This window comes from Cupriavidus sp. YR651 (genome assembly GCF_900101625.1).
Taxonomy (GTDB): Bacteria; Pseudomonadota; Gammaproteobacteria; order Burkholderiales; family Burkholderiaceae; genus Cupriavidus.
The window spans coordinates 1-14545 of the sequence record NZ_FMYZ01000020.1 but is presented as its reverse complement, the minus strand read 5'-3'; the positions used below and the strand labels follow the sequence as shown (position 1 = coordinate 14545).

Here is a 14545-nt window from a genome sequence, read left to right as displayed (position 1 = left end):
CTCCCCTCACTCGCGATTCAATGAAACGACCTTGCCGTGCCGATGTGGCCGGTAGTCGAGCAGGCGCGACAGCTCGCCTGCGGTGCCCCTGACTTTCTCCACCATCAGGCCCAGCTGGTCCGGGTCGATCCGCGAAGCCGGGATGGTGGCGCCCAGCGCCGCCGTCACCTTGCCCGTGCGGTCGCGCACCGGTGCCGCGATGGTGGAGATACTGGCTTCGAAGAAGCCCTCGTGCAGCACGTAGCCGCGCTGGCGGTCCTGCTGCACCATGTCGAACAGCGCCTCCGCGGTGCGCGGCGTGCTGTCCGAATAGACCTGCAGCTGCGGCTCCGGATAGATGTCGCGCAATTGCGCCAGCGACAGGTCTTCCAGCAGCACGCGGCCCAGCACGGTGGCGTGCGCCGGCAGGCGGGTGCCGACGTTGACGTTGCTGGCGAACGGGCGCGACGCCGCCGACTTGGCCACGTACACCACCGACCGGCCATCGCGCACCACGAGGTTGCACGGGTACTCGATGTCGTCGCGCAGTTTGTTCAGCAGCGGTCCGCCCAGCTCCGTCAGCTCCAGCGACGCCAGGTAGTCGAACCCGAGCCGCAGCACCGCCAGGCCCAGCCGGTATTCGCGGCCGCCATCTGCGCGCTCCACGTAGCCGGTGGCTTCCAGCGTGGCCAGCAGGCGGAACACCGTGGAACGGGGCACGCTCAGCCGGCGCGCCAGGTCCGCCGCGGACAGCACGCGGTCACGCGCGCTGAACTCGCCCAGCAGGCGCAGGCCGCGTTCCAGCCCCGGGACGATGTACTTGTCCTGGATTTCGGCGGAGAGGGGTTGGGTGCTCATGGCTCGATGCTCGACTGACGGCGCGGATCAGCGCTTGACCTGGGTGAGCGGGTGCTCGGGCGGGTACGTCGGCGTGATGGGCTTCTTGGCGCCCAGCATCACGCACATCAGCGCGTCTTCCTCGCCGATGTTGATTTCCTCGCGATACACGCCCGGGGGCACGGACACCAGGTCGCGGTCCGTCAGGATGGTCTCGAAGCGCTCGCCGTCCTTTTCCAGGATCAGCTTGATCTTGCCGCGCAGGACGAAGAAGACTTCTTCCACATCGGTGTGCAGGTGCGACGGGCCTTCATGCCCGGCCGGGATGATCATCGTCGAGAACGTGAAGTTTTCCGACGGCACCGTGTTGGTGTCGGCGGCCACGCCCGTGCCGCCCGTGCCGAGGTAGCGCATCTGCGCGCGGCGGTACTTGGGGTCGTAGTCGGCCTGGAACTTCAGGGCGTCCCAGTCATAGCGGCGCGTGCTGAACCGCGCGACGCGGGATTCCATCCATTGATCGAACGAAGCGCCATCCGGTTGTTCCCAGCTGCGCTTGATGTTTTGCTGTTGCGACATATCGCTCATTTGGTGATTTCCTTCGTTTCAGTGCATGACAAAGCCGCCGTTGACCGCCAGCGTCTGGCCGGTCACGAATCGGGAAAGGTCGGACAGCGCGAACAGCACGGCGCCGCAGACGTCGTCGGGGACTTGCTCGCGCGCGATGGCGCGCTGGTTGCGATACAGGTCGTGCCGGTGTTGCGGCACGTATTCCGTGGCTTCCACCAGCGTCAGGCCCGGCGCCACCGCATTGACCGTGACTTGCGCATCGCCAAGCTCGCGGGCCAGCGACCGCGTCATGCCGATGATGGCGCTCTTGCTGGCGACGTAGGCCAGCAGGTTAGGCGCGCCCCACAGCGGCGTGTCCGAGGCCAGGTTGATGACGGCGCCCCGGCCGCTGGCGCGCAGGGCCGGCGTGCAGGCGGCGGTCATCAGCCAGGTGCCGCGCACGTTGACGTTCATCACGCGGTCCCACGTGGCGACGTCGAGCGCGGTGGCATCGCGGCCGCCGGAATCGGTCACGGCGCCGTTGTTGACCAGGCCGTCGAGACCGCCGAGCGCTTCCACGGCCGCCGCGGCGCAGGCCTGGACGGAAGCCGGATCGATCAGGTCCAGCGTGAGCGGCACGGCCGTGAAACCACGGGCTTGCAATGCGGCGGCGGATTCGCGCACGCGGTCGCCGAGGATGTCGGCCATCGCCACGGCGCCGCCGGCTTCGGCAATCGCGGTGGCAAAGGCCAGACCCAGTCCGCGCGCGGCGCCGGTCACCAGCACCTTGCGGCCGGCCAGCAGGTTGGCGGGGACGTGATCAAGCATGGCTTGCCACTCCAGCCGGTTGCAGCATCGCCACCGGTTCGTCGGCCACTTCGGCGTCGGCGCGGCGCTTCAGCAGACGGCGCACGCGCGTGATGCCGGCATCGTGCGCGTAGAGCATTTCGTGATCGCGCGCGTTCGGCGCCATCGATTCCAGCACCACGCGGTCTTGCTCCAGCACGTCCCAGTGCAGGCCTTCCAGGCGGTTGCGATACAGGAAGCGCCACACATCGCGCTCCCAGCCCTGGACGTGGCGGGTACGCCAGAAGAACACCAGGCAGTGCTCTTCATCGACCGGCGTGGCCATGCCGACGATGCCGAACGGACCGCCGGGGCCGACCTTGTCGCGATAGGGGATCGACAGGCGCAGCCACAGCGTGCCGGTTTCGCCGAACTCCACCCAGTCGAAATTCACGCCGCGCTGGCCGGTCTTTTCGAAGACCAGTCCATGATCGGTTTCCACGACCTGCATCACGGCGGACTTTTCGCCGCTGGCCATCGAGTGCGACACCGCATGCAGGTAGGCGCCGTGCATCGGGTCCATGACGTTGTCGATCGCGTAGCGGTAGTTGCAGTCCCAGTGCGCCACGCACAGGAAGTGGCTGTGCTCGTCGGACGCCAGTTCTTCGGGCAGGCGCAGCGCGTCGGCTTCGGTCGGCGCACGGTCGCCGAACCACAGGAAGATGGCGCCGGCCTTTTCTTCCACCGGATAGCTGCGCACGCAGGTGCGGCCTTCCAGCGGGCAGTTGTCGACGGCCGGCACGCTCTTGACCTGGCCGTCGCCGCCCACTTCCACGCCGTGATACCAGCAGGCGACGCGGTCGCCCAGGTTCCAGCCCATCGACAGACGGGCGCCACGGTGCGGGCAGCGGTCTTCCAGCGCGTGCAGCGCGCCGGCGTTGTCACGCCACACCACGATGTTCTGGGAAAGGCGCGTGATGCCGATGGGCGCGTGGGTGACCTGCCACGAGGCGGCCACCGGGTACCAGTAGTTACGCAGGCCGGTGTTCAGGCGCGCTTCGGCGCGTGCTTGCTTGTTCGATTCCATTTGCTTGTCTCGCTGCGGCTCTGGGATGGGGGCTCAGGCGCCCAGTCGATGGATTTCGGCGAGGAAGCGTTCCTCGGTCCAGCCCTGGCCGTCGGCGGCCAGGAAGCCAGCGTGGTTGAAGGCGCGGACGATGTCTTCGGGGGTCCTGGCGCCACCTTCGAAGGCGGACTCCAGCGCGTCGCCCAGGGCGTCCTCGTAAGCGGTGGGCGCGGCGGCGCGCGTTTGCCAGACGATGTTGACGACCTTGCCCGGCTGCTCGATCTGGCCCTTGCCCGCTACGTTGTTCGGCGCGGGGCGCTCCCACGGCACCAGGTTCGGGTTGTACGAGAGGCTTTCCATTGCGCTTTGCTCCATGGCTTTGCTTGTTGGGGACGGCTGGCTCAATCCGTTCGCGTTCGCTGGTTTTGTTTTACCTGTGAAACACGAGTTTAAATATTGAACACAGGTACGACTATAGACAACGACGCTTCAAAAATTGACTGGGGTTAACCCGCCGTTCTGGCGAAGAATGGCCGCTTGTTCGGCCGGTGCCAGCGACGCGGCACACGGCCGCAAGGGGCCGGCGCGCCGAATGAGAAGAAAACTAGGCTTGCAGCGTGGCGCGGATCAGCCGGGCCACGGACTGCGGCTGCTCGATGTAGCAGGCGTGGCCGGCATCGGGGATCAGGTGGAATGGCAGGCCGAAGCGCTCCGCAAGCGCGGCGGAGGCGGCGGGCGTGGTCACGACGTCATGCGCGCCGCAGCCCACCTCGACCGGCCGTGCGGCGCTGGCGAGGTATTGCCCGATGTCGTCGCCACAAAGCAGCGCCACGGCCTGGCGATAGCCGTCGGGATTGAGGCGCTGCATATTCCAGCGCACCCACGCCTGGGCGTCGGACGTGGCCGCGGCGCTCAGCAGCCGCGCGGGACCGCGCTGGGCCAGGCCATCGACGCCGAGGGTTTCCAGTGCGCGCAGGCGCTGCCCGGCCACCTCGCGCGATTTCTCCTCCTTGCCCGGCGCGCCGTAGCCGAGCGCCGGGCTCAATAGCAGGAAGCGATTCGGCAGCGTCGCCGGCGCCGCGTGCGTCGCGTGTGTCGCTTGCGCCGCATAGGCGGCTGCCATCAGCGCACCCAGTGAATGGCCGACGATCAGGTCAGGCTTCACCTGCAGCGCGGCGAGCAACTGCCCAAGCCTCGCCGCGTAGTCGCGCGCGGTTGGCGCGGGCATCGGCAATGGCGTCGACTGCCCGTAGCCGGGAGCGTCCCAGGCAATGACGCGCGCGTGGGCCGCGAGCAGGCTTGCGCAGGGCAGCCACGATGCCGCGCCGGAACTGATGCCATGAAGCAGGACGATGACCGGCCCCCGGGTCCCGCCGATGCGACAGGTCAGGCGGGCGCCGTCATGGCCGACCATCACGGCGCGTTCGGCGAAATGGCTGTCGAGGGCGGCCAGCAGGTCTGCTCCGGGCGCAAGTGCTCGATGGGACGCGTTATGTTCCATATATGAAACTCATGTTTGCAAATAAAACCCTTCGACTATAGGCCGTGATGGTTTGGCTGTGGGATCAGGGTAAACATGGACGACGAATGCGCCGGATCGCAGCGCCGCACCGGACGGATTCGACGCCCCATCGCGAGGCACAACCCAGGCGCAACCGGCCCGCGCCCCGAAAGCCGCGTCGCGCATCGCCCTCACGACAATCGCCACTTGCCGCCGCAACATGCCGTGCGCCGACCCGGTGCGCGCCGCTCCGCTTTCTTGTGCAGCCATTCCCCTCTCGCGAGTGGCACCCATGCCGCACCGCGTCGTCGTGACAAGACCTCACTAGGGATCACCCTTATCTACGCCACTCGATCTCGTGACTATATTTCGCTGAACGTTTCTTATGTAGTTCATTGTTTTACTAATGAAACACAACGTCGGCAGCCCCCCATACCGCGGCCGGCAGCGGAAACGCGAAAAGAGCCCACGAAAAAACGAGAGAAGGAAACGGTAGATGAACATCGGAAAGTATGCGGCTGGCCTGCTGGCCGCCGCGCCCCTGCTGGCCTCAGCCCAGTCGTCCGTCACCCTGTATGGCGTGGTGGATACGGGTGTGGAATATGTGAGCAACGTTGGCGCGGGCGGACACGGCGTCGTCCGCATGAACACCCTGACCGGCACCGTGCCTTCGCGTTGGGGCCTGCGTGGCACCGAGGACCTCGGCGGCGGGCTCAAGAGCATCTTCGTGCTGGAGTCGGGCTTTGCGCCGGATTCCGGCACCCCCAACCAGGGCGGTCGCCTGTTCGGCCGTCAGGCGCTGGTCGGCTTGTCCAACCAGTGGGGGCAGATCTCCTTCGGCCGCCAGTACACCATGCTGTTCTGGGCCACGCTCGATCCGGACATCCTGGGCCCGAACGCCTTCGGCTCGGGATCGCTGGACAGCTACCTGCCCAACACGCGCGCCGACAATTCCATCGCCTACAAGGGCACGTTCGGCGGCCTGACGCTGGGCGCCACGTACAGCTTCGGCCGGGACAACGCCAACGGCGGCCCGAGCCCCTCGGGCACCAACTGCGGCGGCGAGAATCCTGCCGACAAGAGCCAGTGCCGCGAGTGGTCGGCCATGATCGGCTGGGACCAGAAATGGTGGGGCGTCACGGCGGCGTATGACTCGCAGCGCGGCGGCCCGGGCGCGTTCGGCGGCCTGACCAGCAGCAGCCTGCGCGATGACCGCGCGTCGCTGTCCGGCTACGTCCTGCTGAACAAGACCAAGCTCGGCGCCGGCGTGATCCGTCGCGAGAACCAGGGCAGCGTGACGCCGTTGTCCGAGCTGTACTACATCGGCGCCGCGTACGACATCACGCCCGCCTTCACGCTGGCCGGGCAGGTCTACTACCTGAACTACCAGAACAGCGACAACAAGGCGATGCTCTACGCCGTGCGCGGCATGTACAACTTCAGCAAGCGCACGGCCGTCTATGCCACGGCCGGCTACATCAACAACGACGGCACGCTGGCGATGTCGGTCAGCGGCGCGCAGGCCGGTGCCAACCCGAAGCCGGGTGGCCAGCAGTTTGGCGCCATGATGGGCATCAAGCACATCTTCTAAGCCCGACGGATACGCGCGGCGCCGGGCAGCTTTCCTCTGCCCGGCGACACGTGCGCCGAGTGCCCCCACGGGAACGCCGGCACAGCACCGCTTCCCCATACCGCTTCCCCGTACCCTTCTTGCGCGGCGGACGACTTGTCCCCTGACTGGCGCGAGACCTGACCAGAGGTGTTTCGATCATGATGACTGTCCGCTGCAACCGACCCGGCTGCAACCTGCTCGCCGCCATCGGCGCGACCCTCGGCGCCACCGCGCTGCTTGCTGCCCTGCCCGCGATGGCCCAGGGTAGCTACCCCAACAAGCCGATCACCATCGTCGTGGCCTACCCGGCCGGCGGCGACACCGACGTGCTGGCTCGCCTGATGGCCGAGAAGCTCGGCACGCGGCTCAAGCAATCCGTCGTCGTGGAAAACCGTACGGGCGCGGCCGGCACCATCGGCAGCGCCTACGTGGCCCGCGCGGCGGCCGACGGCTACACGCTGCTGGTGGCGCCCAACACCGTGTCCATCGCACCACTGGTGCTGAAGGCCGGCACCGGCGCCAACTACGACGTGCAGAACGATTTCACGCCGATCGCGCAGCTCGGTACGCAATCGCTGTTCGTGGTGGTGAACAAGAACAGCGGCATCGCGAAGATGAGCGACCTGGTGGCGCGCGCCAAGGCTGGCAAGCTGGAGACGTATGCCACGCCGGGCAATGGATCGCCAATGCACATCATGGGCGAGATGTTCAACAAGTCCGCCAGCGTGAAGCTCTCGCAGGTGCCGTACCGCGGCACGGCGCCTGCCATCGTCGACGTGCTGGGCGGCCAGGTGCCGATGACCTACGTGACCTATGGCGCCGTGGCGCAATACGTGGGCAATGGCAGCCTGGTGCCGCTGGCCGTGGCGGACCAGAAGCGCTCCCCGTTCGCGCCGAACGTGCCGACGCTGGGCGAGCTGGGCTACAAGGATGTGGAGATCGGCGCGTGGCAGGCGCTGATGGGCCCGAAGAACCTGCCGGCCGACATCGTCCGCACGCTCAACGGCCATATCAACGACATCCTGAAGCAGCCCGACGTGGTCGCCAAGATGGCCACCATCGCGGTGACCCCAGTCGGCGGCGAACCCGCCGTGCTCCAGAAGCTGATTGCCGCGGACACCGCGCGCTATACGAAGCTTGTGAAGGAATTTGGTATCCAGGCCGACTAGGCGCTGCTTTTATCTTCCGGCGCCGAAATCAACGGTAGTCCTGGCAGCCCCGGCAACGTCGTCGCCGGGGCTTTTTTATGGCTGCGGCCTCACGGCTCCCCGAACGCCGCGTCCACCATCGCGCCGGCCAGTCCGATCAGCAAGGCGACTGCCGAGGCGATAAAGCAGCGGACGGTCCTGCGGTATTCGCCCACTTCGTCATCCTCGATTCGCAGCGCCCGGAACAGGGCCACGATCTGCAGGACGACCGCGACCAGCAGCGAGGCCGCGGCGAAGACAGCACGGACACCCCAGTGCCCCGGCGTCTCCAGCCCCCAGAAGCGCCAGAACGCCAGCGAGAACCCGAGCAGCACGGTGATGGCCGTGATGATGCCCTGCCGGTAGCCGGAGGGAACGAGCTGCGGCGCGGGCGGCTTTGCTGGCGTTGAGGGCGGCGGTGGCGTCGGTGGCGGGTCCTGCGGGACGGGCGGCGAGGTCATGGCAATGCCTTTCTGCTCGGGAGCGGCGAGTGGAGTATAGGTGCCGGGAAGAGTGAAGGGAGGCGACGGGTGGTGATCGAAGGCGATGGGACACAACAACGCATGACGTGCGCGCGCAAAATGCGAATCGTCTTATCGACGGGATACGGGTCACGGGCAACACTTGGCGCACTCGCCGGCGACCGGCGACGCCGACCCGACCCGACCCGACCCGACCCGAAAGGAAGACCATGCCCGTACTGACCCAAACCCGCGACCCGGCCCATCCACACCATGACACATGCCTGGTCACCGCCGAGGACGCCCATACCGTGCTCGCCGGCATCGACGGTGTGCTGGAGTTACTGGAGCGACAGAGCGAGACGTCCGAAACCTCGTTTAACGCGTTCTGCCTGCTGTGCCTGGTCAGGGGCCAGATCGAGGACATCCTCAGCGACACGTCCGCGCATCGCTAGCGCGCGGCCTGCGCGTGGGTGAGTGGGTGGGCAGGTGAGAGGGTGAGCGGGTGATGGCGCTCCGCCGTGCCCCGCCATGCCCCGCTGTATCCCGATGGTCGCGGGCACCGGGGCAGGCTGACGACTACATCAATGACGTTGATGTCAGTGGCGAAGGCAGTTGGCGAAGATAGTTCGCGAAAACAGCTGACGACGGTATCAGAACCTGATGCACGCAAAGCTCTTCTGCTTGGGCCGCGTACGCTCGACTTCGACGGGCGCGCCGCCGTCGGTTTCGTCCTGGACGGCGATGCCGCAGGTCGGTCGGCCGACCAGGCTCCTCAGCTGACCCATTATCGAGCGCTCCGCGTCGTCGTCGCCGGTGCCCTAGGTGGAGCAGGCAGTCAGTGCGACGGCGCATGCCAGGACGGAAATGCGAAGCGGATTCATCGGCACGACATTTTCTTGTTGGGATGTCAGGTAAACGACACTTCAGCACGTTTCCTGATGGCCACCCGACGCCCGCCCAACTAGTCAAACTAATTACAAGCACCGGTAAGTTGCGGACGCGTTTCTATCATGGAGGACGCGCATGCCCGCCTCCATCGCCGCGACAACTATGGCAACCCGTCGCGGCGGCACGCTGGTACGGAAGATGCGCAGGGGTGAGAGGCCTTGCCCCTTGATGACTTCACGCCCACCCTCACCGGAGACGCCATGGACCCGAACGACCCCAACCCGGAAGACAAGGATGCCGCCGCTGCGGCAGCCAGGTCGAACCTGCGTGCCGACGCCGATCAGTTGGCGAAGGATCTCGACGATCTGCTCGCCCAACTGCCCAGCCTGACCGGGGAGGCCGTCAGCACGGCCAAGAAGACCTTTCTCGCCAAGGCCGAACGCGGCTCCGATACGCTGGCGTCGATCAAGTCGTCGGTATGTCACAGCATGGAGCAGTGCCAGGAGTGCGTGACCGAGTACGTGCACAAGGAACCCATGCGCGCGCTCGGCATGGCATTGGGCCTGGGTGTGTTGCTTGGCGCGCTGCTGTGCCGTCCGGGGCGACGCAGCTACAACGGCGATTAGCGGTTGTTTCAGAATGAAGCGCACCTCTCACGCGTCCTGCCTGGCATCGCGGATTGCCGACAGCAGGATCGCCGCCAGACGCTCGACTTCCGGCGGCATCGTGGCCGCGGCGCGCACCATCACCAACGAGAGCGACGGCAACGTCGGCAAGCCAGTCTCGGCGGTCGGCAGCTCGCGCACATTCGCCGGCAGCCCGTAGCGCGAACGCACCGTGAGCCCCAGCCCGGCTGCGGCAGCGGCCCAGAGGCCGCCCAGATTCGGGCTGGAAAACGTGACGCGCCATGGAATGCCGGCGCGGTCGAGCGCGGCGGTGGCGGCGGCGTGAAACTGGCACGGACGGTCGAAGGCGACCAGCGGCAACGGCTCGCCAGGCGTGTACTGCCACGGCACGCTTGCGGAACCCACCCAGCACATCGGCGGCTCGTCGATGGGCTCGGCCATGCGGTGGCCCATCGCGTAGCCAGCCTCCGCGAGGTTGCCAGGTTCCGCCCGGTGGTCCGCCCGATAGTCCGACTCATCGTCAGCCCCATCGTCCGCGCCGTAGCGCGCGTCCGCCCTGCCCCCTCGCCCCGCTTCTCGCGAGTCTGGCGACTGGTGGACGTTGGCCCAGACCAGCGCGAGGTCGCAGCGGCCGGCGTCGATACGCGCCAACAGGTCGGCATTGCGCGACACCACCGCTTCGATGCGGATTTTCGGATGCGCGCGTGCGAATCGGCCGAGCACCTCGGGTAGCAGCCCCTCGCCGAATTCCTCCTGCAACCCCAGCCGGATGCCGCCGGCCAGATCCACGCCGCGTATCGCCACGGCGGCCTCGTCGTTCAGGTCCACCAGACGGCGTGCGTAGCCAAGCATCGCCTCGCCCGCCGCCGTCAGCGCCAGTCCGCGCCCCGACTTGCGGAACAGCGGCGTGCCGGCCTGCTCTTCCAGCTTGCGGATCTGGGCGCTGATGGCCGATGTGGATCGGCCGACGCGATCGGCTGCGCGGGCAAAGCTGCCCAACTCCATGCCGGCCAGCAGGCTGCGCAAGGCTGCCATGTCGAAATTGGTCCGCGACATCGCATCATCCTGTTTTATCGAACGGTTAGCGAAATATTTTCTGATATTCAGGACGAATTCTCGGTGACAGACTGGGTCCGGTCAATCGGCTTTCCGGAGCACCTGTCAATCATGGCCTCGCAAATCCTTGTTTCCTCCCCCGCGTCGATCCCACGGCACTTCGGCCCCGCGCATCGCTGGAAAGTGCTGGGGGTTGGCGTGGCCGCCAACGCCAGCGTCATGGCGGCGGCCGGCGGCATTCCCACCACGGCGGTCTGGCTGCGTGGCGACTACCAGCTCGACAACGCCGGCCTGGGGCTGGCACTGGGCGCACTCGGCTTTGGTATCGCGCTATCCGAGTTGCCCTGGGGCGTGGCGGCTGACCGCTGGGGCGACCGTCCCGTCCTGTTGGGCGGACTCGCGGCGACCGGTGCCGCGCTGCTGGCGATGGCGCTATGGCTGGCGCCGGAGTCTGGCCATCTTCCGCCGCTGGCATGGCTGATGGCGGCGATGGCCGCCGTCGGCCTGTTCGGCGGCAGCGTGAACGGGGCCAGCGGGCGGGCGGTGATGCGCTGGTTCCACGAGGGTGAGCGCGGCCTGGCGATGAGCATCCGGCAAACCGCCGTCCCGCTGGGCGGCGGCATCGGCGCGCTCACGCTGCCGTGGCTCGCATCGACGGCCGGCTTTGCGTGGGTCTATGGCTGGGTGGCGTTGCTATGCGGCGCGTCCGCGTTGCTGACCTGGCGATGGCTGCATGAGCCGCCGCCTGAGAGGGTGACTCATGGTGCGAATCTGGATGCGAACGTCGGAGGTGCGGAGATGGATGATGTCACCGTCCACGCCACCCCGACCGCCGCCACCCCCAATCCGCTGCGGCGCCTGCGGATCTGGCGCATCGTGGCGGCCATCGGCATCCTCTGCGTGCCGCAGTTCGCGGTGCTGACATTCGCCTCGGTGTTCCTGCACGATTTTGCCCACGCCGGACTTGGCGCCATCACGGCGACGATGGCCACCGTACAGGGCGGTGCGATGGCGATGCGGGTCTGGAGCGGACGCTGGACCGACCGTCACGGCAATCGCCGGCAATACCTGCGCGCCTGCACGGTCGTGACAGTCGCCGCTTTCCTGGTGCTGGCCGCCTGCGTGCACGGCAGCGGCGCGATCGCCGGCGGCAGTGCGTGGAGTCTGGCCCTGCCCGTGATCCTTGCCGTGGCCGGCGTCTGTGTCTCCGCGTGGCACGGCGTGGCGTATGCCGAGCTGGCCGCGATGGCGGGCGCCGACCGCGCCGGCACCGCGCCGGGCATGGCCAACACGGCGGTCTTCTTCGGCTACTTCCTCACGCCACTGTGCCTGCCGCACTGGCTGGCGCTGACGTCGTGGCCGGTGGTGTGGGCGACGACGGCCATGGTGGCGATGCTGGCGTGGCCGCTATTTCCGTCACCACAGCGCGCCATGGCGCGATAGCCCCCCTCTGAAGTGGGCTCAAATGTGGTGACTTCCCGACGTTATACGTCCCGAGATTATTCAACCCCAACTCAGAAAAGGGAGAAGTCATGGGTCGTATCCGTCTGGCCGGCTTGTTGCTGGCATTGAGCACGCTTGCGGGCTGCGCAGTGGTACAGAAGCCGATTCCGGCATCCAGCGCGCTGTTCGAAAACAAGACCACCACCATTGCCGTCGCCGTGGAAAAGCTGCCTGAGCCGACGCAGATCATGCTTGGCCAGCAGGGGCTGCTGGACATCGTGATCAACAAGGCCAACGCCGCGGCCATCGTCGAGCGCCTGCAAAAGCAGGATTTCTCGATGATCAGCGACCTCGGCAAGGCATTCGGCACGGGCCTGGAATCGCGCCAGATCAAGGTGGTGATGATCGACAAGCCACTGGATGCGGAAGCGCTGCCCAAGTTCACCGAGGGCTCCGGCGAGGGCATCGCCCTGCGCGACTATCGTGCGCTGGCCAAGCAATACAATGCCGACCGCCTGCTGCTGCTCACGCCGCGCGAGCTGGGCACCGTGCGCTACTACTACTACGGCTTCCTGCCGCAGGGCGCGCCGGTCGGCCATGTGGCGCTGACGGGTCAGCTGGTCAACTTGTCCAGCAACCGGCTGGAATGGTATGAGCGCGTGGAGATCAACACCGCCGCACTGGGCGAGTGGGACCAGGCACCGGAGTACGAGAACCTGATGCGCGCCGTCACAGAAAGCACGCGCAGCGCCACTTCCCGGCTGCGGGGCGCGTTCTTCATGGAAAACCTGAAGGCCCCGGTGCAACCGGTGGCGGGTACGCCGGTTACTGCCGCGCAGTAAGCGACGGTTGGCGTCGGTTAGCGCCGACCACGCTGGCCGCGAAGCGACAAATCGCTATTCGGTCAGGCAAAAAAGGAAAGGGCCGAGTCCTGCATTGCTGCGGGACTCGGCCCTTTATGTTTGCGCTTGCCATCGCTGTGAGGCGTGCCGTGGCAGAACGCCTCCCTTTATATGCATGTCAACCGGGATCACGGATACAAGATGCTGAATGTCATCGAACTGTTGGCGGTGCCTCCTCTCACAGAGCCCTCCGTCTGACGGTAGCGTGCGCGCAACGGGATGGTGTAGGAGCTGGCACCGTTGACGCCGGCCAGGGTATTTTCCACACCCAGCGTCTGCACATTGCCCGCGTTATTCAAGAGCTGTACACCCACCCCTTTCGCTGAGGAACTGCCATCCAGCGCTACCACTGCATTAGCGGCATCCAGGACTGACGTGACGGCATCGATTTGATACTTGATGGCCGTGATATCGGCGGGGCAGTTGTTCAAGGCAATGTTGAAATTGGTCGACGACGTCGATGTGCCGATCCCTGACATCTCAGTGCTCTTGTGCGAGCCCATGTCGACGGTAATGTTAGGGGTAGCGCACGCGTTGGTGCTGATCGTACCCGTCGCGCTTCCACTGAAGAAAGGAGTGATTTCAGATCTCGCCGGCCGATCGGTAAAGGCATATTCCACCTTGACTCGCGGTACCGTCGTTAGCGTTCCGGGGGAAATTGGACCTGTCTTGATAAACTCAGTGATGGTTGTGATGAGACTGCCGACGGTGTCGGGGCCGATGTCTACAATCTCGCACGTCATCTGAAAACCTAGGCTGGTGATTGCCGTGACGGGTGTATTGTAATCGCATCCATTTGCGACCAGATACCTGATACCCAGACCAGCAATATTTGTTGGGTACACATCGGTGAACCCCGGAACAGGAGCCGAATCCACAGTGAAGAAAAATAAGGCATTATGGTCATTGCTAGCATCGCAGACTTCGTGGTACCGCGGTAGATAAGGAGTCCGTGGGATCACGACACTGCCTACCGCAGCATCGCGCGGAATAGCCTGACTCCCAACTGAAACATTATAGTTGCCACCCTCAACAGTACGGCAAGACTGAGCAAAAACAGGCAAAGAGATAGTGCAGACGCAACTAGCGAAGAGCAGGGCGACGAGATTTTTGAAGTTTGAGCGCATGGCCTTTTTCGCCACATCATGCACAAGCCATCTCAATAGCCTTCCAAGGTCGGGTTTCATAATCGTTTCTCTAATCTGGTTATCGAACACATTCACCATCAACTGGCGAATGGCGATGAGGAATCGTTGTCGGTCTGCGGCAGCGCGTAGCCCATCGCTCGGCCCCAGTCCAACGTCATTTGGGAGGAGGCCGTTTTTCTGATGTCTGTAATGTAGAAATCGGCACGGGCACAATACATAGGACTATTCCTAAATTCCGAGGCCCCCTGCCATTCACAATGGGCTGTCAGCCTGGGGGTGCCGCGAACGGCATAACGGGGGCTGGTAGTCAGAGAATCACTGCGGCGCGTGACCGGATTCGACTGCCAAAGGTCGGGTTTCATCATCGTTTCCCCCATCCTGCTTATCGAACACATTCACCCTCAACGGCGGTGAATGCCGATGCGGAACCCTTCACCGTCGGCGGCAGCGCGTAGTTCAGCGTGCAGGCGTCTTCCGGCTTGTTGCCCAGCGACACCTTCAACG

Annotated in this window: 16 protein-coding genes; 6 read left to right on the top strand and 10 right to left on the bottom strand. The window is 65.6% G+C overall.

Features of this window, described 5'->3' with window-relative positions:
* Positions 1-6: 6 nt before the first annotated feature.
* The 6 genes from BLR29_RS29355 to BLR29_RS29330 form a co-directional block, all read right to left on the bottom strand.
* Positions 7-837, bottom strand: coding sequence for an IclR family transcriptional regulator (locus tag BLR29_RS29355; RefSeq protein WP_092142840.1), 831 nt, complete (start codon positions 835-837; stop codon positions 7-9).
* Positions 838-864: 27 nt separating this feature from the next.
* On the bottom strand, positions 865-1401 hold the full coding sequence (locus BLR29_RS29350; RefSeq protein WP_092142837.1) for a cupin domain-containing protein: 537 nt from the start codon (positions 1399-1401) through the stop codon (positions 865-867).
* 18 nt (positions 1402-1419) lie between these two features.
* Positions 1420-2190 (bottom strand): SDR family oxidoreductase, encoded by a 771-nt coding sequence (locus BLR29_RS29345; protein WP_092142834.1) that lies wholly within the window; start codon positions 2188-2190, stop codon positions 1420-1422.
* Complete coding sequence (locus BLR29_RS29340) at positions 2183-3235, bottom strand: aromatic ring-hydroxylating dioxygenase subunit alpha (protein ID WP_092142831.1); 1053 nt, start codon at positions 3233-3235, stop codon at positions 2183-2185. Before BLR29_RS29340 ends, BLR29_RS29345 begins: the two co-directional genes overlap by 8 nt.
* Before the next feature lie 33 nt (positions 3236-3268).
* A complete protein-coding gene (locus BLR29_RS29335; RefSeq protein ID WP_369804735.1) occupies positions 3269-3574 on the bottom strand; it encodes a recombinase-like helix-turn-helix domain-containing protein in 306 nt (101 codons plus the stop codon).
* Between the two features lie 244 nt (positions 3575-3818).
* Positions 3819-4715, bottom strand: coding sequence for an alpha/beta fold hydrolase (locus tag BLR29_RS29330; protein WP_092142825.1), 897 nt, complete (start codon positions 4713-4715; stop codon positions 3819-3821).
* A 496-nt stretch (positions 4716-5211) separates the two neighbouring features.
* Between BLR29_RS29330 and BLR29_RS29325 the strand changes: the two genes are divergently transcribed.
* A complete protein-coding gene (locus BLR29_RS29325) occupies positions 5212-6306 on the top strand; it encodes a porin (RefSeq protein ID WP_092142822.1) in 1095 nt (364 codons plus the stop codon).
* Positions 6307-6488: 182 nt separating this feature from the next.
* Entirely contained in the window at positions 6489-7496 is a 1008-nt protein-coding gene (locus BLR29_RS29320; protein WP_092142954.1) for a Bug family tripartite tricarboxylate transporter substrate binding protein, read from the top strand.
* A gap of 89 nt (positions 7497-7585) precedes the next feature.
* Here BLR29_RS29320 and BLR29_RS29315 read toward each other — a convergent pair whose 3' ends face one another.
* Entirely contained in the window at positions 7586-7975 is a 390-nt protein-coding gene (locus BLR29_RS29315; protein ID WP_092142819.1) for a hypothetical protein, read from the bottom strand.
* 230 nt (positions 7976-8205) lie between these two features.
* On the opposite strand from BLR29_RS29315, the gene BLR29_RS29310 reads away from it, so the two are divergent.
* Positions 8206-8430 carry a hypothetical protein gene (locus BLR29_RS29310; protein ID WP_092142816.1) on the top strand — a complete coding sequence of 75 codons (225 nt, stop codon included), beginning with the start codon at positions 8206-8208 and terminating at the stop codon, positions 8428-8430.
* Positions 8431-8628: 198 nt separating this feature from the next.
* Here BLR29_RS29310 and BLR29_RS33065 read toward each other — a convergent pair whose 3' ends face one another.
* Complete coding sequence (locus tag BLR29_RS33065) at positions 8629-8763, bottom strand: hypothetical protein (RefSeq protein ID WP_255371500.1); 135 nt, start codon at positions 8761-8763, stop codon at positions 8629-8631.
* Positions 8764-9126: 363 nt separating this feature from the next.
* Here BLR29_RS33065 and BLR29_RS29305 point away from each other — a divergent pair, with 363 nt between their 5' ends.
* A complete protein-coding gene (locus BLR29_RS29305; protein ID WP_092142813.1) occupies positions 9127-9492 on the top strand; it encodes a glycine zipper domain-containing protein in 366 nt (121 codons plus the stop codon).
* Between the two features lie 27 nt (positions 9493-9519).
* On the opposite strand, the gene BLR29_RS29300 is transcribed toward BLR29_RS29305, so the two are convergent.
* The gene (locus tag BLR29_RS29300; RefSeq protein ID WP_092142810.1) at positions 9520-10548 is read right to left on the bottom strand and encodes a LysR substrate-binding domain-containing protein; all 1029 of its coding nucleotides are present in this window, start codon (positions 10546-10548) and stop codon (positions 9520-9522) included.
* A 111-nt stretch (positions 10549-10659) separates the two neighbouring features.
* Between BLR29_RS29300 and BLR29_RS29295 the strand changes: the two genes are divergently transcribed.
* Both BLR29_RS29295 and BLR29_RS29290 read left to right on the top strand, forming a co-directional pair.
* On the top strand, positions 10660-11991 hold the full coding sequence (locus BLR29_RS29295; RefSeq protein WP_092142807.1) for an MFS transporter: 1332 nt from the start codon (positions 10660-10662) through the stop codon (positions 11989-11991).
* 89 nt (positions 11992-12080) lie between these two features.
* Positions 12081-12833, top strand: coding sequence for a hypothetical protein (locus BLR29_RS29290; protein WP_092142804.1), 753 nt, complete (start codon positions 12081-12083; stop codon positions 12831-12833).
* A gap of 188 nt (positions 12834-13021) precedes the next feature.
* On the opposite strand, the gene BLR29_RS32730 is transcribed toward BLR29_RS29290, so the two are convergent.
* A complete protein-coding gene (locus BLR29_RS32730; protein ID WP_218132730.1) occupies positions 13022-14080 on the bottom strand; it encodes a fimbrial protein in 1059 nt (352 codons plus the stop codon).
* Positions 14081-14545 lie beyond the last annotated feature (465 nt).